The organism is Paraburkholderia yinzeri, from assembly GCF_046581065.1.
Taxonomy (GTDB): domain Bacteria; phylum Pseudomonadota; class Gammaproteobacteria; order Burkholderiales; family Burkholderiaceae; genus Paraburkholderia.
Genome location: NZ_JBFOCJ010000001.1, coordinates 930,171 through 951,981 on the forward strand (window position 1 = coordinate 930,171; position 21,811 = coordinate 951,981).

General features: G+C 67.5%; 18 protein-coding genes and 1 riboswitch. Of the genes, 15 read left to right on the forward strand and 3 right to left on the reverse strand.

The window, feature by feature from the left end:
- Positions 1-35: 35 nt before the first annotated feature.
- The gene (fliK, locus tag WJ542_RS04510; RefSeq protein ID WP_411188193.1) at positions 36-1,565 is read left to right on the forward strand and encodes a flagellar hook-length control protein FliK; all 1,530 of its coding nucleotides are present in this window, start codon (positions 36-38) and stop codon (positions 1,563-1,565) included.
- Positions 1,565-1,969, forward strand: coding sequence for an EscU/YscU/HrcU family type III secretion system export apparatus switch protein (locus tag WJ542_RS04515; RefSeq protein ID WP_411188194.1), 405 nt, complete (start codon positions 1,565-1,567; stop codon positions 1,967-1,969). The genes fliK and WJ542_RS04515 overlap by 1 nt, the downstream gene beginning before the upstream one ends.
- Here WJ542_RS04515 and WJ542_RS04520 read toward each other — a convergent pair.
- Both WJ542_RS04520 and WJ542_RS04525 read right to left on the reverse strand, forming a co-directional pair.
- Positions 1,947-3,431: a coniferyl aldehyde dehydrogenase gene (locus tag WJ542_RS04520; RefSeq protein ID WP_411188195.1), complete on the reverse strand. Its 1,485-nt coding sequence runs from the start codon at positions 3,429-3,431 to the stop codon at positions 1,947-1,949. The genes WJ542_RS04515 and WJ542_RS04520 overlap by 23 nt on opposite strands.
- 78 nt (positions 3,432-3,509) lie before the next feature.
- The gene (locus WJ542_RS04525) at positions 3,510-5,189 is read right to left on the reverse strand and encodes an isovaleryl-CoA dehydrogenase (RefSeq protein ID WP_411188196.1); all 1,680 of its coding nucleotides are present in this window, start codon (positions 5,187-5,189) and stop codon (positions 3,510-3,512) included.
- A gap of 284 nt (positions 5,190-5,473) precedes the next feature.
- Here WJ542_RS04525 and WJ542_RS04530 point away from each other — a divergent pair, with 284 nt between their 5' ends.
- Positions 5,474-7,129: a GMC family oxidoreductase gene (locus WJ542_RS04530; RefSeq protein WP_411188197.1), complete on the forward strand. Its 1,656-nt coding sequence runs from the start codon at positions 5,474-5,476 to the stop codon at positions 7,127-7,129.
- Positions 7,130-7,367: 238 nt separating this feature from the next.
- Entirely contained in the window at positions 7,368-9,107 is a 1,740-nt protein-coding gene (locus tag WJ542_RS04535; RefSeq protein WP_411188198.1) for an OmpA family protein, read from the forward strand.
- Positions 9,108-9,158: 51 nt separating this feature from the next.
- On the opposite strand, the gene WJ542_RS04540 is transcribed toward WJ542_RS04535, so the two are convergent.
- Positions 9,159-10,103: a LysR family transcriptional regulator gene (locus WJ542_RS04540; protein WP_411188199.1), complete on the reverse strand. Its 945-nt coding sequence runs from the start codon at positions 10,101-10,103 to the stop codon at positions 9,159-9,161.
- Positions 10,104-10,215: 112 nt separating this feature from the next.
- On the opposite strand from WJ542_RS04540, the gene WJ542_RS04545 reads away from it, so the two are divergent.
- The 11 genes from WJ542_RS04545 to WJ542_RS04595 all read left to right on the forward strand — a co-directional run bounded on the left by WJ542_RS04545 (position 10,216) and on the right by WJ542_RS04595 (position 21,811).
- Positions 10,216-10,680: a CidA/LrgA family protein gene (locus WJ542_RS04545; protein WP_411188200.1), complete on the forward strand. Its 465-nt coding sequence runs from the start codon at positions 10,216-10,218 to the stop codon at positions 10,678-10,680.
- 64 nt (positions 10,681-10,744) lie between these two features.
- Entirely contained in the window at positions 10,745-11,467 is a 723-nt protein-coding gene (locus WJ542_RS04550; RefSeq protein ID WP_411188201.1) for an LrgB family protein, read from the forward strand.
- 112 nt (positions 11,468-11,579) lie between these two features.
- Positions 11,580-11,717: riboswitch (S-adenosyl-L-homocysteine riboswitch) on the forward strand.
- Between the two features lie 34 nt (positions 11,718-11,751).
- Positions 11,752-13,170, forward strand: coding sequence for an adenosylhomocysteinase (ahcY, locus tag WJ542_RS04555; protein ID WP_411188202.1), 1,419 nt, complete (start codon positions 11,752-11,754; stop codon positions 13,168-13,170).
- Positions 13,171-13,286: 116 nt separating this feature from the next.
- A complete protein-coding gene (locus WJ542_RS04560; RefSeq protein WP_411188203.1) occupies positions 13,287-13,637 on the forward strand; it encodes a phage holin family protein in 351 nt (116 codons plus the stop codon).
- Between the two features lie 22 nt (positions 13,638-13,659).
- Positions 13,660-14,490, forward strand: a complete 831-nt coding sequence (metF, locus tag WJ542_RS04565; RefSeq protein WP_411188204.1) for a methylenetetrahydrofolate reductase [NAD(P)H] — start codon at positions 13,660-13,662, stop codon at positions 14,488-14,490.
- A gap of 293 nt (positions 14,491-14,783) precedes the next feature.
- Positions 14,784-16,415 carry an ABC transporter substrate-binding protein gene (locus WJ542_RS04570; RefSeq protein WP_411188205.1) on the forward strand — a complete coding sequence of 544 codons (1,632 nt, stop codon included), beginning with the start codon at positions 14,784-14,786 and terminating at the stop codon, positions 16,413-16,415.
- A 154-nt stretch (positions 16,416-16,569) separates the two neighbouring features.
- Positions 16,570-17,583 carry an ABC transporter permease subunit gene (locus tag WJ542_RS04575; RefSeq protein WP_411188206.1) on the forward strand — a complete coding sequence of 338 codons (1,014 nt, stop codon included), beginning with the start codon at positions 16,570-16,572 and terminating at the stop codon, positions 17,581-17,583.
- A gap of 54 nt (positions 17,584-17,637) precedes the next feature.
- Positions 17,638-18,555, forward strand: coding sequence for an ABC transporter permease subunit (locus WJ542_RS04580; RefSeq protein WP_411188207.1), 918 nt, complete (start codon positions 17,638-17,640; stop codon positions 18,553-18,555).
- Between the two features lies 1 nt (position 18,556).
- Entirely contained in the window at positions 18,557-19,594 is a 1,038-nt protein-coding gene (locus WJ542_RS04585; RefSeq protein ID WP_411188208.1) for an ABC transporter ATP-binding protein, read from the forward strand.
- Positions 19,591-20,646: a peptide ABC transporter ATP-binding protein gene (locus WJ542_RS04590; protein WP_411188209.1), complete on the forward strand. Its 1,056-nt coding sequence runs from the start codon at positions 19,591-19,593 to the stop codon at positions 20,644-20,646. The genes WJ542_RS04585 and WJ542_RS04590 overlap by 4 nt, the downstream gene beginning before the upstream one ends.
- Positions 20,624-21,811, forward strand: a complete 1,188-nt coding sequence (locus WJ542_RS04595) for a TraB/GumN family protein (protein ID WP_411188210.1) — start codon at positions 20,624-20,626, stop codon at positions 21,809-21,811. Before WJ542_RS04590 ends, WJ542_RS04595 begins: the two co-directional genes overlap by 23 nt.

Genomic DNA, 21,811 nt, shown 5'->3' on the forward strand with positions numbered 1-21,811 from the left:
CGCGAGCGCCGCGACCCGGCGGCTTCGGGGAGCGCATGAACGGAATCGACACGGGCAGCGCCGCGCTGCTGGCGGGCGGCGTGAGCGGGCTCAGTCCGGTGGGCTCGCAGGGCAGCGCCGGCGCCGCGCAGACGGGGGTCTCCGCCCTCGCCACGGGCGGCGCCGCCGCGCTTGCCGACTCGCAAACCGGCACCGCCCCGCAGGCTTCGGCGCTGACCGTACTCTCCGCCGTTGCGCTCGCGCTCGATGCCATCATCCGCTCCGGCGGCGAAGCGACGCCCGCCGTGGTCGGCGAAGCGCCGGTCTGGAGCGATCCCGATGCGGCCACGCCCGGCGACGCTTCCCTGCCGCTGCCCGGCATGCCTGCCACGGCCGCCCCTGCGGCCACTGGGGTCACCACCGGCGCCGCGGCGGCCGATCTGGCGGCGCTCGAAGCCGCGCTGATCGCCGACACGGACGCCGCGCTCGCGCAAGGCGCGGCGAATCCCGCCTCCGCTTTCACCGATAGCGCCGCGACGGCCAATGCCGCCGCGGTCGCTTTGGCGGCAGAGGACGCTGCCGCCGCCGGGCAGGCCGCTGGCGCTGGCGCGACCGCTCAGGCCGCCGCCGCGCAGTCGGGCCCGGTCGCTGCGCTCGCTGCCGCGCTACAGCAGACCGTGACCGGCAGCGGTCTTTTCTACGAATCGCACCTCGCGCAATGGCTGCTTGGCCAGCGTACGCCCGCTTCGCTCGCGGACGAGCCGCAGAACCGGCTCGTCGATGCCTCGGCGCAATTGCCGCTCGACTGGGCGCTCGCCTCCGACGAAGCCGACGACGTGCTCTGGGCCGAAGCGGGCGCGCGTGACGCGATGCCCGGCGGCGCGCGCGGCGATGGCACGAATGCGTCGCAGGCGGCCAACCTGGGGCCGGAGACCGGCGCGGCCTTGCTTGCTTCGAACCCGGCCGGCGCGGCATTCGTGCGCACGAACGGCCTGCTGGCCGAGGCGACGCTCCTGCCCGCATCGCAGAACGAGGCGCAGAGCCAGGCGGTGCACGCCGCCGTGATTCCGCTCGTGCGCCAGCAGCTCGACCTGCTCGCTACCGGCGAATTCCGCTGGACCGGCGAGGCATGGCCCGGCGTGCGATTCGACTGGAGCCTCCAGCAGGAGCGCTTCGATCCGCGCGACGGGCGTCATGGGGCGGGCGGCGATCCGGCCGATGCGCCGTGGCGCACGCGGCTCACGCTCTCGCTGCCGACACTCGGCACCGTGGACGCCGAGCTCACCCTGGCGGGCGAGGCGCTGGCCGTGCGCGTGCAGGCAAATCCGGGCGGCGCGGTGCGATTGATTGCGGGCGGCGATGCGCTGCGCGGCCGGCTCGAAGCCTTGGGCCTCGCGCTGACCTCGCTCTCGATCCGCGAGGTGGGGGGCGCACCGGCTCCCGCCGAAGCGTCGAAGGCGGCCAGTGCCTATGCGCGCGCCGCTGCGGCAGCGGCCGCCGCCGCCGCGCAGGACGCGCAAGTCCATGCGCAAGCGCCTACCCCTGCGCCGGACGGCGCCGCCGCCGACTTCGACTGGGAGCTCTGATGAGCCGCATGCACCGCAAGACAGCCGCGGCGCTCGCCTACGACACGCCCACCGCCGAAGGCGTGCCGCGCGTCGTGGCGAAGGGCTACGGCATCGTCGCCGACATGATCGTCCAGCGCGCGAAGGAGGCCGGGCTGTACGTGCATCAGTCGCCCGAAATGGTGTCGCTGCTGATGCAGGTGGATCTCGATGCGAAGATTCCGCCAAGGCTCTATCAGGCCGTCGCGGAACTGCTCGCGTGGCTGCACCAGCTCGAAGCTGTGCAGCCGGAGAAGGCAGCCGGAAGCGATGCGGCAGCCGGCGCCGCGAAAGCCGCGCTCACATCGATGCAGCCGATGCAGCCGGCGCGGCCCATGCAGCCGGCCGCGTTGCCCGCGCCGCTCAGAACTTCATCATCAAGCTGATCAGCGCGTTGAAGAGCCGCCCGTAGGGCGGCGCGATGAGCCCGCGCCCGTTCAGGCGCGACTGCGTGAACACGGGCTTCATCTGCGAGAACGTCGCGAAGCCTTCATAGCCGTGGTACGCACCCATGCCGCTCGCCCCGACGCCGCCGAACGGCAGGCCTTCCGCGGCGATGTGCATGAGCGTGTCGTTCACCGACATGCCGCCCGCCACCGTCTCGTGCGTCACGCGCTCGACCGTGCGCGCGTCGTCGGCATAGAGGTAGAGCGCGAGCGGACGCGCGCGCGTATTTACGTAGCGCAGCGCTTCGTCGAGCGTGTCGTAGGGCACGAGCGGCAATAGCGGCCCGAAAATCTCCTCCCGCATGAGCGTCGTGTCCTCGGGCGCGCCCGTCACGATCACGGGCGCGAGGCGGCGCGCCGCCGCGTCATGGCCGCCGAGCGGATGCAGTTGCGCGCCGGCGTCCTGTGCTTCGTCGGCAAGCCGCAGCAGGCGCTCGAAATGGCGCGCCGAGATGATCGAGGTGTAGTCGCCGTTGTGCAGGAAGTCCGGGTAGAGCTGCGCAAAGCGCATGCGCGCGCGTTCGATGAAGGCCGCCTCCTTGCCGCGCGGCAGCAGCACGTAGTCGGGGGCGATGCAGGTCTGCCCCGCGTTGAGCGTCTTGCCGAGCAGCAGGCTGTCGACCGCGTAGTCGAAGCGCGCCGCTTCGCCTACGATCGCGGGCGACTTGCCGCCCAGTTCGAGCGTGACGGGCGTGAGATTGGCCGCCGCCGCGCGCATGACTTCGTGGCCGACGCGCGTCGAGCCCGTGAACAGCAGATGGTCGAAGGGCAGCGCCGTGAAGGCGGCGCCCACCGAGGCGTCGCCGTTCACCACGGCCACGTGGTCGCGCGCGAAGGTCTTGCCGATCAGCTCCTCGACGAGCGCCGACGTGCGCGGCGTGAGCTCCGACATCTTGATCATCGCGCGGTTGCCGGCCGCGAGCGCGCACACGAGCGGCCCCGCGCCGAGCAGCAGCGGATAGTTCCACGGCACGACGATGCCGGCCACGCCGAGCGGCTGGGGCACCACTTTCGCGTGTGCCGGGCGCAGCCATCTGCCCACGCCGCGCCGCTGCGGCTTCATCCAGCGTTCGCCGTGCCTGAGCGCCGAGTCGATCTCCTGCTTCAGCGTCACGAATTCGGCCAGCGTGATTTCCGCTTTCGAGCGCTGGCCGAAGTCGGCGTTCATCGCTTCGGCCAGCGCGTCGCGGTTGTCCATCACCATCGCGCGCAAGGCCTTGAGATGGCGCGCGCGCGTTTCCCAGGCGGGGAAGGGTTCGCGCAGGAAGGCTTCGCGCTGCGCGGCGAGCAAGGTGAGGAGGCCGTGGTGCGATTCGCGGGAATCAGACGAATCGGGCGAATCGGGCGAATCGGGCGAATCGGGCGAATCGGGCGAAAGGGCCTCGGGCAGGTCGTGCTTCATGGTCGGTCCTCGGGACTGGAATGTATTGTGGTTCTCGATGCGGGATTCCGCGCTTCAAAGCCTCTTTCGCCGCTCCGTTCACGGCGCCGGAAAGGCGCGCGCGACGAGCGCCGCATGGTCGAAGCGCGCAGGCAGCGTGCCGAACACGCGGCCGCAATCGGCGCTGTGCTCGTCGAGACGCGTGGCGATGAAGGCGTCGGCGACTTCGGCCGGACCTTCGCGCAGCACCACGGCCTGCGCGATCAGTACGAGCTGCTGGGCGATGTGCCGTGCGTTCGCTTCGCGCGTGCCGGGCGCACCGTTCAGCAGTGCAGACAATCGATCGAGCGCCGCTTCGAGTCCCGGATGCCCGTGCGCGTCGCGCCGCCAGGCGAGGAAGAGGGCCTGCGCGACGTCGGCTTCGCGCTCCAGCGCGCGCAGCACGTCGAGGCACATGACGTTGCCCGACCCTTCCCAGATCGAGTTGACGGGCGCCTCGCGATAAAAGCGTGCCATCGGCCCTTCCTCGACATAGCCGTTGCCGCCCCAGACCTCCATCGCCTCGCCGGTGAACGCGAGCGCGCGCTTGCAGACCCAGAATTTCGCGGCGGGCGTGATGACGCGGCGCCACGCGCGCGCGGCAAGCGAATCGGCGCTTTCCTCGAAGGCCTGCGCGAGCCGCATGAAGAGCACCGTCGCGGCCTCGGATTCGAGCGCGAGATCGGCGAGCACGTTCTGCATGAGCGGCTGTTCGGCGAGAAGACGCCCGAACGCGCTGCGGTGCCGCGCGTGATGGATCGCCTGCACGAGCGCCGCCCGCATGAGCGCCGCACTGCCGATCACGCAGTCGAGCCGCGTGTAATTCGCCATTTCGATGATGGTGGGCACGCCCCGGCCTTCCTCGCCGATCATCACGCCGTACGCGTCGAAGAATTCGACTTCGCTGCTCGCGTTCGAGCGATTGCCGAGCTTGTTCTTCAGGCGCTGCACGTTCACGGTGTTCTTCGTGCCGTCGGGCGCGTAGCGCGGCACGAAGAAGCACGAGAGCGCGTCTTCTTCGCCCGTGCGCGCGAGCACGAGGTGTGCGTCGCACTGCGGCGCCGAGAAAAACCACTTGTGGCCGGTGAGCCGGTATTGCGCGCCGCGGCCGCTCGCGGCGCTGGCAGGGCACGCTTCGGTGCGGTTGCTGCGGACGTCGGAGCCGCCCTGCTTCTCGGTCATCCCCATGCCGATCATCATCGACGACTTTTGCGGCCACGGCAGATCGCGCGGGTCGTGCTTGCGCGCATAGAGGCGCTCGCGCAGCGACTCGAAGAGCGCGGGCTCGCGTTGCAGCACGGGGATGCTCGCGAAGGTCATCGTTATCGGGCAGAGCGACCCCGATTCGATCTGGGCGTGCAGGAAATAGCCCGCGCTGCGGGCGGCCATCGCGCCGTGCTGCGGGTTCGAAAACGGCAGCGCGTGCAGGCCTTCGGCGCGCAGCAGGGCGAGCAGGCGATGCCAGGCCGGATGGAATTCGAGTGCGTCGATACGCTCGCCGCGCGGGCTGTGCGTGAAGAGTTCGGGCTCGTGGCGGTTGGCGAGATCCGCGAGTGCGATCGTCTCGGCCGTGCCGAGCTGCCCGCCGTCGCGCATGAGGGCTTCGCGATGCCAGCCGGCGCCGGCGCGCTCGAGGGCTTCGGCGAGCGCCGCGTCGGTGGCGAACAGGTTGTAGTCCGCAAGCGGCGGCGCCTGGTTCGTCACTTCATGGGTCGTGCCGGGGCGACGTGCTGTGTCCATCTGCCTGCCTCCTTGGGACGGGCTCTTCTGGCCCATTGATCGTTCCAGCGCTCCCTGACTGCTTGCCGGAACCTTTCATCGGTGGCGTCTGCCGCGCCCTTCATGTTAGGCGCGGCGGCGTCCTACGGTTTAGAGGAAACTCTCTGACATAAATTGCAGCGCTCGCACGTGACGCTTTCTACAATGCGCGAAAAAGAATTATCGAACGAGCGTGCGCTGAGCGCCAATCGTGGGCAAACCCGGTGGGCAAACCCGGCGCGGCGCGAAGAACCTGGGAGGAGGCGATGGCATACGACTACATCATCGTAGGTGGCGGCTCGGGCGGCGCATCGCTCGCCGGGCGGCTGGCCGCGAACTGTCCCGACGCGACCGTCGCGCTCATCGAAGCCGGGCCGCACACGCGACGCAATTGGCTCGTCAACATGCCGATGGGCGTCGCGGGGCTCGTGCCGCGCCGCATGAAGAACAACTACGGCTATGAAACCGTGCCGCAGCCGGGGCTGGCGGGCCGGCGCGGCTACCAGCCGCGCGGCCGCGGCTTCGGCGGGTCGAGCGCGATCAACGCGATGATCTACACGCGCGGCCATCCGCTCGACTACGACGAGTGGGCGCAACTGGGTTGCACGGGCTGGGCCTGGCGCGACGTGCTGCCGTACTTCGTGCGCGCCGAGGACAACTCGCGCGGCGCGAGCGCGCTGCATGGCGCGGGCGGCCCGCTCGGCGTTTCCGACCTGTGCGAGCGCAATCCGGTGGCCGGGCGCTTCGTGCGCGCGGCGCTGGAGGCGGGCTTTCGCGCCAACGACGACTTCAACGGACCCGATCAGGAAGGCGTGGGCTTTTACCAGGTGACGCAGCGCGGCGGCGAACGCTGTACCGTCGCACGCGCGTATCTGTATGACAAAACGCCTGGGCAAGAACGGCCGAACCTGCACCTGATCGCCGACGCGACCGTGCTGCGCGTCACCTTCGACGGTGCGCGCGCGAGCGGCGTGGAGGTGGCGCGCGGCGGCCGGATCGAAACGCTGGAGGCGTGCGCGGAAGTGATCCTCGCGGCCGGGGCGTTCAACACGCCGCAACTCCTGATGTGCTCGGGCATCGGCCCGGCCGAGGCGCTGCGCGAGCACGGCATTGCCGTGCTGCACGACGCGCCGGAGGTAGGCCGCAACCTGATCGACCATATCGACTTCACGTACAACAAGCGCGTCCATTCGAGCGAAACCATCGGCTATTCGCTGCGCGGCGTCGCGAAGATGCTGCCGGGGCTTGCGCGCTACGTGGGTGCGCGGCGCGGCATGTTCACGACCAACGTGGCGGAGGCGGGTGGCTTTCTGAAGAGCCGCGCCGATCTCGATCGGCCCGATCTGCAACTGCACTTCTGCACGGCGCTCGTGGACGATCACAGCCGCCGCCTGCATTGGGGGCATGGCTATTCGCTGCCCGTTTGCGTGCTGCGGCCGTTCAGCCGCGGCACCGTGACGCTTGCGAGCGCCGATGCGCGCGTTGCACCCGTAATCGATCCGCGCTTTCTGTCAGATACGCGCGACATGGACCTGCTCGTGGAGGGCACGCGCCTCGCGCGGCGCATCATCGATGCGGCACCGCTCGCGCAACTGGGCGGCCGCGAACTCTACACGCATGCGGGACAATCCGAAGCCGAATTGCGCGCGACCATCGCCGCGCATGCCGACACGATCTATCACCCGGTCTCGACCTGCCGCATGGGCAGCGACGCGCAGTCGGTGGTGGACCCGCAACTGCGCGTGCGCGGCGTGAGCGGACTGCGCATCGCCGACGCCTCGGTCATGCCGACGCTGATTGGCGGCAACACGAACGCGCCGACGGTCATGATCGGCGAGCGGGCGGCCGACTTCATGACGCAGGCGCGCCGCACCCACGGCGATGCGCACGACGATACGAGCCGTGCAGGCATGGCGGTCTGACGCAGGCCTTTCCTCCGGCTTCATCCGACCCGCGCGCATGCCGCTCCCCGTAAAACGGGGCGGCTCGCGCGTTTCCCCATGAACGTGCATTGACGAAAAGCACGTGCGGCAGGTGGTTTTCGTTAAATACTGTACGGTGCGTCGCTCGCACCCATTTTCGAGATTTCGCACTCCCTATAATCGCGCCCGCAGTGGGGCGTGTCAGTTGGCGCGTCCGCGAACCGGAGGAGCCGCGTCGATGAGTATCAACGTCTTTCAATTATTGGAAACGGTCCTGAGCGACGATGTCGTCAAAACCTTGTCCACCCGTTTCGGCCTCACACCTGAATACACCCGCCGGATCACCGGCGCCGCCGCGCCCGCGCTCGTCGCGGCCGTCATGCACCGGGGCAGCACGGCCGAGGGCGCGCGCAATCTTTTTGCGGCCATCATGTCGCCCGCGGCGAACGCCCAGATCGGCAAGCAACTGCCCAGCCTGCTCTCGAACACGGCGAGCCTTTCCGCGCTCGAAGCGGGGGGCCGCGAACTGATCCAGAAGGCGACCGGCACGAACGTCGGCGCACTGTCCGATGCCGTGGCCGAGCATACGGGTGCGCCGCAATCGACGGCTTTCGCGCTGTGCGGCGTGGTCGGCGCAACGCTGATGGGCATTCTGAAGCAGCATTTCACGCAATCGCAGGGTTCTGTAGGACAACTGCCTACCTTGCTTGGCCATCAATTGCCGGCGGTCAGCGCGCACCTCACCGACCGGATTGCGAGCGCGATCGGTCTCGGCAGCGCGGCGGCCTTTGGTGCGGCAATTCTTGCGAAGCTCAAGGACGTATCGGCGCATCTCGCGCATCCGCATCCGCAGCCGCCGTCGCAGCCGGTGGCGAACTCGTGGCCGCCGCAGACCCTCGACCGCGAACCCGCGCCGCCGAGTCAGCGCAGCCATGCGTGGATCGTGTGGCTGCTCGCGCTGCTGGTCCTCGCCATCGCCTTTTTCGCGCTGCGCTCGTGCCAGCGTGACGAATCCGCCGACTCGGCCGCGCAGCCCGAGCCGGCCGCGAGCGCGGTACCGGCCGCGGTGCCGGCAGCCGAACCGGCCTCCGAGGTTTCGGCGCCTGTCGTCGCGTCCGGGGCCTCGGCTGCCGTTGCTGCAACGGCAGCAAGCGATACGGCCTCGGCTCCCGCGGCACCCGCACCGACACAGGATGCGCACCTGTCGTTCACGGTGAGCAACGCCGGCGTACCGACGATTGCGGCGACGGTCGGCAGCGAAGCCGAGAAAGCGCAACTCCTCGACGTGCTGACGAAGAAGTTCGGAGCGGGAAAGTTCGCAGTCAACGTGACGATCGACCCGGCGACGAAGCCGGCTGGATGGCTCGCGCACCTCGACGGTCTCCTGCCGCTGATGGCGCTGCCGGGCGCTGAAGTGAAGATCGACGGTACGCACGTCGAACTGAGCGGCGCGGCGGCGGATGCGAAGGCGGGCTGGCTCGACAAGCTCAAGGCGTTGTTCGGCTCGGCCTTCGACGTCAGCGCGTTCAACGCGCAGCAAGCCGTGGCGAGCGCGACGCAGTCCTTCCGCGATGCGATCAAGGGCCTCTTCGGCGCCGACGCTTCGTGCGCGGCCGACGACGTATCGAAAGTGCTGAACCTGCAGGTCGTGAACTTCGCGACGGGCAGCTCGGCCGTGCCGGCAACGGCAGCCGACGACCTGCGCCAGTCGGCGAAGGTGCTCGATACGTGCGCGAAGAACGGCAAGCCGGTGGCGCTGGAAGTGGCGGGCTATTCGGACAACGTGGGCGACGCGGCAGCCAACCTCGCGCTTTCGAAGCAGCGCGCGCTGGCCGTGCGTAGCTACCTCGTAGCGCAGGGCACGCCGCTCGGCACGCTGAGCGCGCAAGGCTATGGCGATGCGAAACCCGTCGACAGCAACGATACCGAAAGCGGCCGGTTCCACAACCGTCGCATCGAGTTCGTGCCGCAGCAGTAGGCGGGTGGGGATGGCTTGAAGGAGGCCGCCCGGCGCGAACCGGGCGGTTTTTCATTGGCTGCGGGCGCCCCCCTCCAACCCCGGCGGCCGCACGAAATCGTCGAGAAACGACGAGGGCTTGCCGAACTCCTCGCGCGCCACGTCGAGCCACGCGCGCGCCGCATGCGACAGATAGGCGTTGCGCTTCCAGCCGATCGCCATGTCCCACGCGATCTCCGGTTCGCTCACCGGCAGGCAGGTGAAGCGCGCCGAATCGAGCCGCCGCACGTAAGGCGCGGGCAGAAGTGCGATCCCCACGCCCGCGAGTACCAGCGCCGCCATCAGATCCCAGTGCCCGCTGCGCCCCACGATCTGCGGCACGTAGCCGGCCGCGCGGCAGGCGTGCAGCACGACGTCGTTGAGCGCGAGACTTTCGCCATAGAACACGAACGGTTCGGCGGCGAGGTCGGCGAGCGGCACGGTCGCGGCGCCGTCCCAGCGCGAGCCTTTCGGCGCGACGAGCCACAGCACCTCGTGCGAGATCGGCAACACGTCGATGGCCGCCGGATCGACGGGCTGCAGGACGCCGCCCAGTTCCAGTTCGCCCGAAATCAGCGCCGCTTCGATCGCGCGCGAACCCTGCTCGAAAAGCTTCAACTCGATCCTCGGGTAGCGCTGACGGAACGCCGCGATGGCCGGCGTGAACAGCGACCCGCCCATCGGCGGAATGCCGATGGTCAGCTCGCCGCGGCCCAGCGTGGCCAGATCGGCAAGCTCGGCTTCCAGCTGCGCCTGCGCCGCGAGCACGTCCTGGCCGCGTTGCCAGACGACGCGGCCCGCGTCGGTGAGCACCATCTGGCGGGCATCGCGCAGCAGCAACTGGGTGCCGGTTTCATCCTCCAGCGCCTTGACCATCTTGCTGATGGTCGGCTGGGTGACGTGCATGGCCTCGGCGGCAGCGGTGAAGCTCTGCTGCCGGACCACCTCGATGAAATAGCGAAGCGCGCGCAGTTCCACGGTCGTGACCTTTAATTCCAGATTGGAATGACTTCGATAAATCTAAGTCATTTTATTTATGTTGCGGTGCAACCTATACTGACTTCCATCGAAACGCCAGCCAGGGTTTGCCATGATCGCTCCGACCTCTCCCTCCTCCCGCAACGCTCCGCAAGACGCGGGCGGACTGGCGCGCGTGGGCCGGATCGCCGCTCAGTCGGCGTTGCTGGCCGGCGTCTGGTTTGCCGCCGACGCGCTCGTGCGCGTCACGCACCTGCCGGTGCCGTCGGGCGTGGTCGGTCTCGTGGCGCTGCTCGCGCTGCTTTTTTGCGGCGGCGTTGCGCCGCGCTGGGTGAAGGCCGGCGCCGACTGGCTGCTCTCCGACATGCTGCTCTTTTTCATTCCGGCCGCCGTGGCGGCGGTTCAGTACGGCGGCCTGTTTCGCGCCGACGGATGGCGCCTCGCGCTCGTGGTGATGGGCGGCACGCTGATGGTGATGGTGGCGGTGGCGATTGCCGTGGAGCAGGCCGCGCGGCTCGAACGGCGCCTCGCGCTGCGCCGGGTGCAGCACGCGCGTCTTCAGCATGCGCGCGCCTGACCTGGCGATCCGCGCCTTGTTTCGCATCGCAGCCTGACCGATCGCTTTCCAGGATGAACCCGTCATGAACACGCTTCTTTCCTCCCTGTTCGCCGACGACGCCGCACGCCTGATCGCCGCCGCCTGCTTCATCGCCACGGTCGCGCTCTATTTCGCCTCCAAGTCGCTCTACGCGCGCTTTCACTCGCCGTGGCTCACGCCGCTCGTCGCGGTGCCCGTCGTGCTGGGTGCGATCGTGCTCGCGCTGCACATTCCGTATCCCGTCTACTTTGCCGATACGCGCTGGCTCATGTGGCTGCTCGGGCCCGCGACGGTCGCGTTCGCCGTGCCGATCTACGAGTACCGCGAGCTCATCAAGCGTCACTGGATCTCGCTGACGGTGGGCGTGACGGTGGGCATCGTCGTCGCGGTGGGCGGCTCGCTCGCGCTCGCGAAGCTGCTGCATCTCGCGCCCGATCTGCAGCGCAGCCTGATGACGCGCTCGATCTCGACGCCGTTCGCGCTCGCGGTGTCCGACAAGATTCACGCGCCGCGCGACCTCACCGCGCTCTTCGTGATTGCCACGGGTGTGTGCGGGATGCTGTTCGGCGAACTCGTGCTGGCGTGCGTGCCGCTGCGCACGCGCCTCGCGCGCGGTGCGCTGTTCGGCGCGGCCGCACACGGCGTGGGCACCGCGAAGGCGCGCGAACTCGGCAGCGAGGAAGGCGTGGTGGCGAGCCTCACGATGATGATCGCGGGCGTGGCCATGGTGCTGCTCGCACCGGCGCTGGGATTCCTGCCGATCTGATCCGGCAGCGGCGACTGGCGATCTCGCGTCGGCCCGGCGCGTCAAACACCGGCGCCGCGCGGCGCCAGGCCGCTCGCGCGGCCGTCATCCCGATTTGCTACAATCACGCCTCGACTCCGAGGAGCGCTGCGACGGGTTCGCCCCGCCAGGCTCGGAGACGCTCAATCCGGCACTCTGTTTTCGCAAATATCCCGAGGTATCCCGTGGATTTCGCGATGCGAATGCCGCATCGAAACGGCGCTCACGTCTTTAATTTCTAGGTCAATTTTAGAAAGGAGGGCGTGATGAACGCCGCAATTCCGCAAGATCAAGCCAAGGATTTCGTCGTCGCCGACATGTCGCTTGCCGCCTGGGGCCGCAAGGAACTCGACATCGCCGAAACCGAAATGCCCGGTCTCGTGCAAACGCGCGAAGAATACAAGGCGCAGCAGCCGCTGAAGGGTGCGCGCATCGCGGGTTCGCTGCACATGACGATCCAGACAGGCGTGCTGATCGAGACGCTGACGGCGCTGGGCGCCGACGTGCGCTGGGCCTCGTGCAACATCTTCTCGACCCAGGATCACGCTGCCGCTGCCATCGCCGCGGGTGGCACGCCGGTGTTCGCATTCAAGGGCGAATCGCTCGACGAATACTGGGAATTCTCGCACCGCATCTTCGAATGGCCGAATGGCGAGTTCGCCAACATGATCCTCGACGACGGCGGCGACGCCACGCTGCTGCTGATCCTCGGCTCGAAGGCTGAGAAGGACCGCTCGGTCATCGCCAAGCCGACGAACGAGGAAGAAGTCGCGCTGTACAAGTCGATCGCTGCGCACCTCGACATCGATCCGGCGTGGTACTCGAAGCGCCTCGCGCACATCAAGGGCGTGACGGAAGAAACCACGACGGGCGTGCACCGCCTGTACCAGATGGAAAAGGAAGGGCGTCTGCCGTTCCCGGCCATCAACGTGAACGACTCGGTCACGAAGTCGAAGTTCGACAACCTGTACGGCTGCCGCGAATCGCTCGTCGACGGCATCAAGCGCGCGACCGATGTGATGATCGCGGGCAAGATCGCCGTCGTGGCCGGTTACGGCGACGTGGGCAAGGGCTGCGCGCAGTCGCTGCGCGGCCTGGGCGCCACCGTGTGGGTGACCGAAATCGATCCGATCTGCGCGCTGCAGGCGGCGATGGAAGGCTACCGCGTCGTGACGATGGAATACGCCGCCGACAAGGCCGACATCTTCGTGACGGCCACCGGCAACTACCACGTGCTGAACCACGATCACCTGAAGGCGATGCGCCACAACGCGATCGTCTGCAACATCGGCCACTTCGACTCGGAAATCGACGTCGCTTCCACGCGTCAGTATCAGTGGGACAACATCAAGCCGCAGGTCGACCACATCATCTTCCCGGACGGCAAGCGCATCATCCTGCTGGCCGAAGGCCGCCTCGTGAACCTCGGCTGCGCCACGGGCCACCCGTCGTTCGTGATGTCGAACTCGTTCACGAACCAGACGCTCGCGCAGATCGAACTGTTCACGCAAGGGCAGAAGTACGAGAACAAGGTGTACGTGCTGCCGAAGCATCTCGACGAGAAGGTCGCGCGCCTGCACCTCGCGCGCATCGGCGCGAACCTGACCGTGCTGTCCGACGACCAGGCTTCGTACATCGGCGTGGACAAGAACGGCCCGTTCAAGCCGAACCACTACCGCTACTGATCCAGGCTTAAGCCGGGTTTAAGTCGTTGGCGGGATGCTGGGGCGTCGACCGTGCAATTCGCACGGTCGACGCCCCTTCGGCCACCTGCCATACCGTCAAGAACAAGGAGCTAACCATGACCGTGCTGCTGACCTGGGTGATCAACGCGCTTGCGCTGCTGATCATCACCTGGCTCGTGCCGTCGATTCACATTCGCAGCTTCGGCACCGCGCTGATCATCGCGCTCGTGCTCGGCCTCATCAACGCCGTGCTGCGCCCGGTGCTGATCCTGCTCACGCTGCCCGTGACGATCGTCACGCTCGGCCTCTTCATCCTCGTGGTGAACGCGCTGTGCTTCTGGCTCGCGGCTTCGCTGCTCAAAGGCTTCGAAGTGTCGGGCTTCTGGTCGGCGTTCTTCGGCTCGATCCTCTACAGCATCGTGTCGTGGCTGCTGTCCGCCCTGATTTTCGGCAACCGCAGCCTCTGAGGCGCCGCAGCGGCAACCCATCATGAAACCGATCGAACTTTCATTCGAATTTTTCCCGCCCAAGACGCCGGACGGCGTGGAGAAGCTGCGCGCCACGCGCGCGGAGCTCGCCACGCTCAAGCCCAAGTTCGTCTCGGTGACGTTCGGCGCGGGCGGCTCGACGCAACAGGGCACGCTCGACACCGTGGTCGACATCGCGAAGGAAGGCATCGAGGCGGCGCCGCACCTTTCGTGCATCGGCGCCTCGAGGGATAGCCTGCGCGAGATCCTCGCGGCTTATCGTTCGCACGGCATCCGCCATATCGTCGCGCTGCGCGGCGACCTGCCTTCGGGCATGGGCGAAATGGGCGAGTTGCGCTATGCCTCGGACCTCGTTGCGTTCATCCGCGCGGAGACCGGCGACGCGTTCAACATCGAAGTGGCCGCGTATCCCGAGTACCATCCGCAAGCGCGCTCGCCGCGCCACGATCTGGACGCGTTCGCGCAGAAGGTGAAGGCGGGTGCGGATTCGGCGATCACGCAGTACTTCTTCAATGCCGACGCGTACTTCCGTTTCGTCGAGGACGCCCGCAAGCTCGGCGTGGACGTGCCGATCGTGCCCGGCATCATGCCGATCACGAATTACTCGCAGCTGATGCGTTTCTCCGAGATGTGCGGCGCGGAAGTGCCGCGCTGGATCGCGAAGCGTCTGGAAAGCTTCGGCGACGACCGCGAGTCGATCCGCGCGTTCGGCCTCGACGTGGTGACGGAGCTGTGCCGCCGCCTCACCGAAGCGGGCGTGCCGGGCCTGCACTTCTACACGCTCAATAGCGCTGCGGCCACCAAGGCCGTTTGCGAGCGCCTCGGCTTCTGAGGCGCAGGCGGCGCGCGAACGCCGCGACGAACTCGATCGACAGACCGCGCGGCTCCTGTCACATGGCAGGGCCGCGCGGTTTTTTATGCACGCTCGAATCCATTCGAGTTGCGTATCAAATACCATCTGGATTGACGGCCATCATACGTCTGCGCTGGAGGGGCGGCGACAATAGAAAGTTATGCGTTTTGCGCGTGTTTTGCATACGCATCACGCCGCTTGCTCGTGACCGCAGCATGGTCTCGGGCAAGATGCGCCAAGCCGGTTCCGGCCGGCACAGAACTGGAGGAAACATGAACGAAAATAAACTGTTGCGCGCTGCACGACGGTCCTCTTGCCTCGTGCTTGCGGCCGCAACGATGGCTGGAGCCCCTCTCGCGCAGGCCGAAAGCATTCCGAACAAAACGCTCGTCTACTGCTCGGAAGGCAGCCCCGCCGGCTTCGATCCCGCGCAATACACGACGAGCGTCGACTTCAACGCGAACACGTTCACGGTCTACAACCGCCTCGTCGAATTCGAGCGCGGCGGCACGAAGGTCGAGCCCGGTCTCGCGCAGTCGTGGGACGTTTCCGCCGACGGCAAGACCTACACCTTCCATCTGCGCCACGGCGTGAAGTTCCAGACCACGGCGTTCTTCAAACCCACGCGCGAGTTCAATGCCGACGACGTGGTGTTCACGTTCCAGCGCATGCTGGATCCGAACCAGCCGTTCCGCAAGGCGTACCCGGCGTCGTTCCCGTACTTCACCGACATGGGCCTCGACAAGCTGATCGCCAGGGTCGAAAAGGTCGATCCGTACACGGTGAAGTTCACGCTGAACGAGCCGAACGCGCCGTTCATCCAGAACATGGCGATGGAGTTCGCCTCGATCCTCTCGGCCGAGTATGCCGATCAACTGTTGAAGGCCGGCAAGGCCGCCGACATCAACCAGTATCCGGTGGGCACGGGACCGTTCGCTTTCAAGAGCTACACGAAGGACGCGACCATCCGCTTCGAAGGCAATCCCGACTACTGGAAGCCGGGCGCGGTGAAGATCTCGAAGCTGATCTTCTCGATTACACCGGACGCGAGCGTGCGCGTGCAGAAACTCAAGCGCGACGAATGCCAGGTGATGAGCTATCCGCGTCCCGCCGACATCGCCCCGCTCAAGCTGGAACCGAATATCGCCATGCCGTCGCAGCCGGGCTTCAACCTGGGCTATCTCTCGTACAACGTCGAACACAAGCCGCTCGACAAGGTCGAGGTGCGCGAGGCGCTGGACATGGCGATCAACAAGAAGGCAATCATCGATTCGGTGTACCAGGGAGCGGGTCAGCCCGCCACCAACCCGATGCCGCCCACGCAGTGGTCGTACGACAAGAGCCTGAAGGCCAATCCGTACGATCCGGCGAAGGCCCGCGCGCTGCTCGCGAAGGCCGGTTTGCCGAACGGCTTCGAGATCACGCTGTGGGCGATGCCGGTGCAGCGCGCGTATAACCCGAACGCACGCCTGATGGCCGAGATGATCCAGGCCGACTGGGCAAAGATCGGCGTGAAGGCGAAGATCGTCACGTACGAATGGGGCGAGTACATCAAGCGCGCGCACGCGGGCGAGGACGACGCGATGCTGATAGGCTGGACGGGTGACAACGGCGACCCCGACAACTGGCTCGGCACGCTGCTGGGCTGCGAGGCCGTTAACGGCAACAACTTCGGCAAGTGGTGCTACAAGCCGTTCGACGATCTGGTCCAGAAAGGCCGCGTGACGTCGGATCAGGCGCAGCGCACGAAGTACTATACCGAGGCGCAGCAGATCTTCGCCCAGCAACTGCCGTTCTCGCCCATCGCGCACTCGACCGTCTATCAGCCGGTCAGCAAGAAGGTGATCGACATGCGCATCGAGCCGCTGGGCTACGCGCGCTTCGACGGTGTGAGCGTGCAGTAACATCGGGCGAGTGGTCGTTCGGCCCGTCGGCCCTGCAACCAGGACGACTGGCCGGATCAGGTCCGGCGACCGGGGTCACGAGCCCCCGTCGCCGGTCGCGCTTTATTGTCAAACTCGTCTTCAGACTCACTTCAAGCTTTGGGGGGAGCACAACATGTTCCGCTTCGTGTTGCGCCGGGTCGGCATGGTGATACCCACCTTCATCGGCATCACCATGCTGGCGTTCGCGCTCATCCACCTGATTCCGGGCGATCCCATCGAAGTGATGATGGGCGAGCGCGGCGTCGACCCGCAGATGCATGCGGAGGCGATGCATCGCCTCGGGCTCGACGAACCGCTGCCGCTTCAGTATCTGCACTACGTCGGCCATGCGCTGCAGGGCAATCTCGGCACGTCGATCATCACCAATACGAGCGTGATGGGCGAGTTCCTCGCGCGCTTTCCCGCCACCGTCGAGCTCTCGATCTGCGCGCTTCTCTTCGCGCTCGTGATCGGCCTGCCCGCGGGCGTGTTCGCGGCGCTCAAGCGCGGCACGCTCGTCGATCACGGCGTGATGGGCACCGCGCTCACCGGCTACTCCATGCCGATCTTCTGGTGGGGCCTCATTCTCATCATGGTGTTCTCGGCGAAGCTGGGCTGGACGCCGGTTTCGGGGCGCATCGCCGTGGAGTACGACATTCCGCACGTGACCGGCTTCATGCTGATCGACTCGCTCTTGCCCGGCACCGACGAAGGCTCGTTCCGCTCCGCGCTTTCGCATCTGATCCTGCCCGCCATCGTGCTCGGCACGATCCCGCTCGCGGTGGTCGCGCGCATGACGCGGTCTTCGATGCTCGAAGTGCTGCGCGAGGACTACATTCGCACCGCGCGCGCGAAGGGGCTTTCGCCCGCGCGCGTGATCGTCGTGCACGCGCTGCGCAACGCGCTGATCCCCGTCGTCACCGTGATCGGCCTGCAGGTCGGCACGCTGCTGGCGGGCGCGGTGCTCACCGAAACGCTGTTCTCCTGGCCCGGCATCGGCAAATGGCTCATCGACGCGATTGCGCGCCGCGATTATCCGGTGGTGCAGGGCGGCATCCTCATGATCGCGACGCTCGTGATCCTCGTGAATCTCTTCGTCGATCTTCTGTACGGCGTGCTCAATCCGCGCATCCGCCATACGAGGTAATCGCGCCATGACGATGCCAACCCCACAATACCTGAAACGAAACGAGGAGGCGTGATGGCCGACATTCAGAACGCCGCGCCCAAAACGCTCGCGCCGCCCTCGGGCCGCCTGCTCGTGCTGCGCGAATTCTGGGCGAACTTCGCGCAGAACAAAGGCGCCGTGGGTGCCGGCGTCATCGTGCTCGTGCTGGTCTTCGTCGCGATCTTCGCACCGTGGATCGCGCCGCACAGTCCCATCGAGCAATACCGCGACTACGTGAAGATTCCACCCGCCTGGCTCGACGGCGGCAACGCGAAGTTCCTGCTCGGCACCGACGAAGCGGGCCGCGACATCCTCTCGCGCCTCATGTACGGCGCGCGCCTTTCGCTCTGGATCGGCTGTGTTTCGGTGGTGCTCGCGCTGATTCCGGGCGTCGTGCTCGGGCTCGTCGCCGCGTTCTTCGAGAAGTGGGCCGACACGCCCATCATGCGTCTCATGGACGTGCTGCTCGCCTTGCCGTCGCTGCTGCTGGCGGTGGCCGTGGTCGCGATCATCGGTCCGGGCCTCACCAACACGATGCTCGCGATCGCGATCGTCGCGCTGCCGGGCTATGTGCGTCTCACGCGCGGCTCCGCGCTCGGCGAGTTGCACAAGGAGTACGTCACGGCCTCGCGCGTGGCCGGCGCGGGCACGCTGCGGCTGATGTTTTCGCAGGTGCTGCCCAACTGCACGGCGCCGCTCATCGTGCAGGCGACGCTCGGCTTTTCCTCGGCGATTCTCGACGCCGCCGCGCTCGGCTTCCTCGGCCTCGGCGTGCAGCCGCCGCGGGCGGAGTGGGGCGCGATGCTCGCCTCGGCACGCGACTATATCGACAGCGCATGGTGGATCGTCACGATGCCCGGCCTTTCGATCCTGATTTCGGTGCTTGCGATCAACCTGCTCGGCGACGGGCTGCGCGACGCGCTCGATCCCAAGCTGAAACGGATGGCCTGAGATGAACGATCAGAGCAATATCCAGACGAATGCGCTGCTGAGCGTCCGCAATCTGGCGGTGAACTTCAACGGCCTGCCTGCCGTGGACCGCGTGAATCTTTCCGTGGCGCCCGGCGAGGTGCTCGGCATCGTCGGCGAATCGGGCTCGGGCAAGAGCGTGACGATGATGGCGCTGATGGGCCTCGTCGACGCGCCCGGCAAGGTGAGCGCCGACTCCATCGCATTCGACGGCCGCGACCTGCTCAGCGCCACGGGCAGGGAGCGCCGCAGGATCGTGGGCAAGGACATCGCCATGGTGTTCCAGGACGCGCTCACGAGCCTCAATCCGAGCTACACCGTCGGCTTCCAGATCAAGGAAGTGCTGAAGCTGCACGAGGGCCTGCGCGGCGCCGCGCTGCACGCACGCGCGCTCGAACTGCTCGACCAGGTGGGCATACCCGACGCGAAGAACCGCATCGACAACTTTCCGCACCAGATGTCGGGCGGCATGAACCAGCGCGTGATGATCGCGATGGCCGTGGCCTGCAACCCGAAGCTCCTGATCGCCGACGAACCCACCACGGCGCTCGACGTGACGATCCAGGCGCAGATCATGGAACTGCTCGTGCATCTGCAGAAGGAACGCGGCATGGCGCTCGTGCTGATTTCGCACGATCTCGCCGTGGTGTCCGAGGTCGCGCAGCGCGTGGCCGTGATGTACGCGGGCGAGATCATCGAGACGAACCGGGTGTCCGACATTTTCGCGCGGCCGCATCACCCCTACACCGAGGCGCTGCTCGCCGCGATTCCCGAGCACAACAAGGGCGCGAAGCGCCTCGCGGCGCTGCCGGGCATGGTGCCGGGTCGCGACGACCGGCCCGGCGGCTGTCTCTTCGCGCCGCGCTGCCGGTATGCGGTGGACGATTGCCGGAAGGCGCGTCCCGCGCTCGGGCCGCTGCCGGGCAGCATGACCGACGTGGGCGCAGCGTCGCTCGCGCAGGTTCGCTGCATCAAGCCGCTCAATCTAGCGGCAACCCAGACGAACGGAGGCGCGCAATGAACGCGGTTCCCCACCCCACGCCCCACACGCCTCAAACGCCCCGCGATGCGGGCCGCGACGACGATCGCGTGCTCGTCGCCGAGGATCTGAAGAAGTACTACACCGTTCGGCGCGGTCTGTTCGGCGAGAGCACGGTCAAGGCGCTCAACGGCGTTTCGTTCTCGCTCGCGCGCGGCCGCACGCTTGCCGTGGTCGGCGAATCGGGCTGCGGCAAGTCCACGCTCGCGCGCCAGCTCACGATGATCGAGCCGCCCACGGCGGGCCGCCTTGTGATCGACGGCGAGGACGTCGCGCGCGCGAGCGGAGAGAAAGCCGCCGCACTGCGCCGCCGCGTGCAGATGGTGTTCCAGAACCCGTACGCCTCGCTCAACCCGCGCAAGACCGTGGAAGAGACGCTGGGCGAGCCGCTCGCGATCAACACGAAGCTGACGGCCGGCGAACGCGCGGACCGCATCGCGCACATGATGCGTATCGTCGGCCTGCGGCCCGAGCATGCGAGTCGCTATCCGCATATGTTTTCGGGCGGGCAGCGCCAGCGCGTGGCGATCGCGCGCGCGATGATCCTCGATCCGCAGATCGTCGTGGCCGACGAACCCGTCTCCGCGCTCGACGTGTCGATCCAGGCGCAGATCCTGAACCTGTTCATGGACCTGCAGGAACAGTTCCGCACGAGCTACGTCTTCATCTCGCACAACCTTTCGGTGGTGGAGCACGTGGCCGACGACGTGATGGTCATGTACCTCGGCGGCATTGCCGAGCTGGGCGACCGGAGGACCGTGATCGGGCAGCCGCGCCACCCTTATACGCGGGCGCTGCTCTCCGCCACGCCCGCGATCTTCGCGGCCGACCGGCGCGTGAAGATCCAGCTCGAAGGCGAGCTGCCTTCGCCGCTCCATCCGCCCTCGGGCTGCACGTTTCATCAGCGCTGCCCGTATGCGATCGAGCGGTGCCGCAAGGAGGTTCCGGGGCTTCGCGAAGTGGACGGTCGTCAGGTATCCTGCCATCGTGCTGAGGAGGTGGGGGAACAGGATGGGCGGCCCATGCCGGCCTGATGAGACAGCGGCGCGTTGCGCGACGCGCCGCCTGCGTACAGCCGGTGGCCGTATCGCTTCGGTCCTGCGTGCGCTATGGCGTATGCCGAAGCGTACTGCCGCGCGTGTAGCCGTGGGCGCGTCGCTCGCGCTGGCGGTCGCGTTCGGGCCTTCGTTCGTGCCTGCGGCGCTCGCGGGCGGCTCCGCCGGCAATACGCCCGGCATCCGGCCGCCCATGCCGGTGCCGGGTGCGCCCTCGACGGGCGCGGGCATCCCCGGCTTCCACGCGCCGCCCGCGGTGCCGAGCTACGCCTCGGGCACGACCGCCGGCGGTCCCGTGCGCGTGCAGCCGGCGCGCATGCCGTACTACGTCGCCACGCGCGGCACGACCACCATCTACGTGCTCGGCACGCTGCACGTGGGCGATCCGGCCGACTATCCGCCGAACCAGCCGTTCCGCCCGTCGATCCTCGCGGCGCTCAACGCCTCGCCCACGCTCGCCCTCGAACTCTCGCCCGACGATCTGCTCGTCTCGCAGGACGACGTCTCGAAATATGGCGTGTGCTCGCGGCCCTGCCTGCCGCAACTGCTGCCCGATCCGCTATGGCAGAAGCTGGAGGCGCGCCTGCGCGGCAATCCCGAGGCGCTCGCCGAAATCCGCCGGATGCGACCGTGGCTCGCATCGCTGCTCGTGGAGACCTACGATTCGCTGAGCGCGGGCCTGCAGACCGAGTACGGCACCGAGGCGCAGTTGCAGAACGTCTTTCTGCGGCTCAAGGGCCGCCGCATCGTGGGGCTGGAGACGCTTTCCGAGCAGATGCGCGCGTTCACGCGCCTCACGCTGGCCCAGCAGCGCGAGATGCTGGCCCAGGATCTCGCGCAGACGCCGGCGCAGAACGCCGCCGACGTGCAGACCTTGCTGCACCTGTGGCGCGTGGGCGATGCCGACGCGATTGCCGCGTGGGAGAGCGCGCGTTCGGAGAAGCTGGCGCACGACCCGCGCGTTTCCGATTCGATCGACGAACGTATCCTCTACGCGCGCAATCGGCGCTTCGTCTCGCGCATGCTGCAGATCGCCGCGCCCAACAAGCCGCTCTTCGTTGCCATCGGCTCGCTGCACCTGGGCGGCCCCAAGGGGGTGCTGGCGCTGCTGCGCCAGCACGGCTTCAATGTCGATCCGGGGTGA

What these genes read in the sequence shown, in the direction of transcription:
- WJ542_RS04560 (WP_411188203.1), top strand. Translation starts at nt 13,287, where the DNA reads ATGACCGTGCTGCTGACCTGGGTGATCAACGCGCTTGCGCTGCTGATC.
- WJ542_RS04590 (WP_411188209.1), top strand. Translation starts at nt 19,591, where the DNA reads ATGAACGCGGTTCCCCACCCCACGCCCCACACGCCTCAAACGCCCCGC.
- ahcY (WP_411188202.1), top strand. Translation starts at nt 11,752, where the DNA reads ATGAACGCCGCAATTCCGCAAGATCAAGCCAAGGATTTCGTCGTCGCC.
- WJ542_RS04515 (WP_411188194.1), top strand. Translation starts at nt 1,565, where the DNA reads ATGAGCCGCATGCACCGCAAGACAGCCGCGGCGCTCGCCTACGACACG.
- WJ542_RS04545 (WP_411188200.1), top strand. Translation starts at nt 10,216, where the DNA reads ATGATCGCTCCGACCTCTCCCTCCTCCCGCAACGCTCCGCAAGACGCG.
- WJ542_RS04575 (WP_411188206.1), top strand. Translation starts at nt 16,570, where the DNA reads ATGTTCCGCTTCGTGTTGCGCCGGGTCGGCATGGTGATACCCACCTTC.
- WJ542_RS04530 (WP_411188197.1), top strand. Translation starts at nt 5,474, where the DNA reads ATGGCATACGACTACATCATCGTAGGTGGCGGCTCGGGCGGCGCATCG.
- metF (WP_411188204.1), top strand. Translation starts at nt 13,660, where the DNA reads ATGAAACCGATCGAACTTTCATTCGAATTTTTCCCGCCCAAGACGCCG.
- WJ542_RS04535 (WP_411188198.1), top strand. Translation starts at nt 7,368, where the DNA reads ATGAGTATCAACGTCTTTCAATTATTGGAAACGGTCCTGAGCGACGAT.
- WJ542_RS04520 (WP_411188195.1), bottom strand. Translation starts at nt 3,431, where the DNA reads ATGAAGCACGACCTGCCCGAGGCCCTTTCGCCCGATTCGCCCGATTCG.
- WJ542_RS04525 (WP_411188196.1), bottom strand. Translation starts at nt 5,189, where the DNA reads ATGGACACAGCACGTCGCCCCGGCACGACCCATGAAGTGACGAACCAG.
- fliK (WP_411188193.1), top strand. Translation starts at nt 36, where the DNA reads ATGAACGGAATCGACACGGGCAGCGCCGCGCTGCTGGCGGGCGGCGTG.
- WJ542_RS04580 (WP_411188207.1), top strand. Translation starts at nt 17,638, where the DNA reads ATGGCCGACATTCAGAACGCCGCGCCCAAAACGCTCGCGCCGCCCTCG.
- WJ542_RS04585 (WP_411188208.1), top strand. Translation starts at nt 18,557, where the DNA reads ATGAACGATCAGAGCAATATCCAGACGAATGCGCTGCTGAGCGTCCGC.
- WJ542_RS04550 (WP_411188201.1), top strand. Translation starts at nt 10,745, where the DNA reads ATGAACACGCTTCTTTCCTCCCTGTTCGCCGACGACGCCGCACGCCTG.
- WJ542_RS04595 (WP_411188210.1), top strand. Translation starts at nt 20,624, where the DNA reads ATGGGCGGCCCATGCCGGCCTGATGAGACAGCGGCGCGTTGCGCGACG.
- WJ542_RS04570 (WP_411188205.1), top strand. Translation starts at nt 14,784, where the DNA reads ATGAACGAAAATAAACTGTTGCGCGCTGCACGACGGTCCTCTTGCCTC.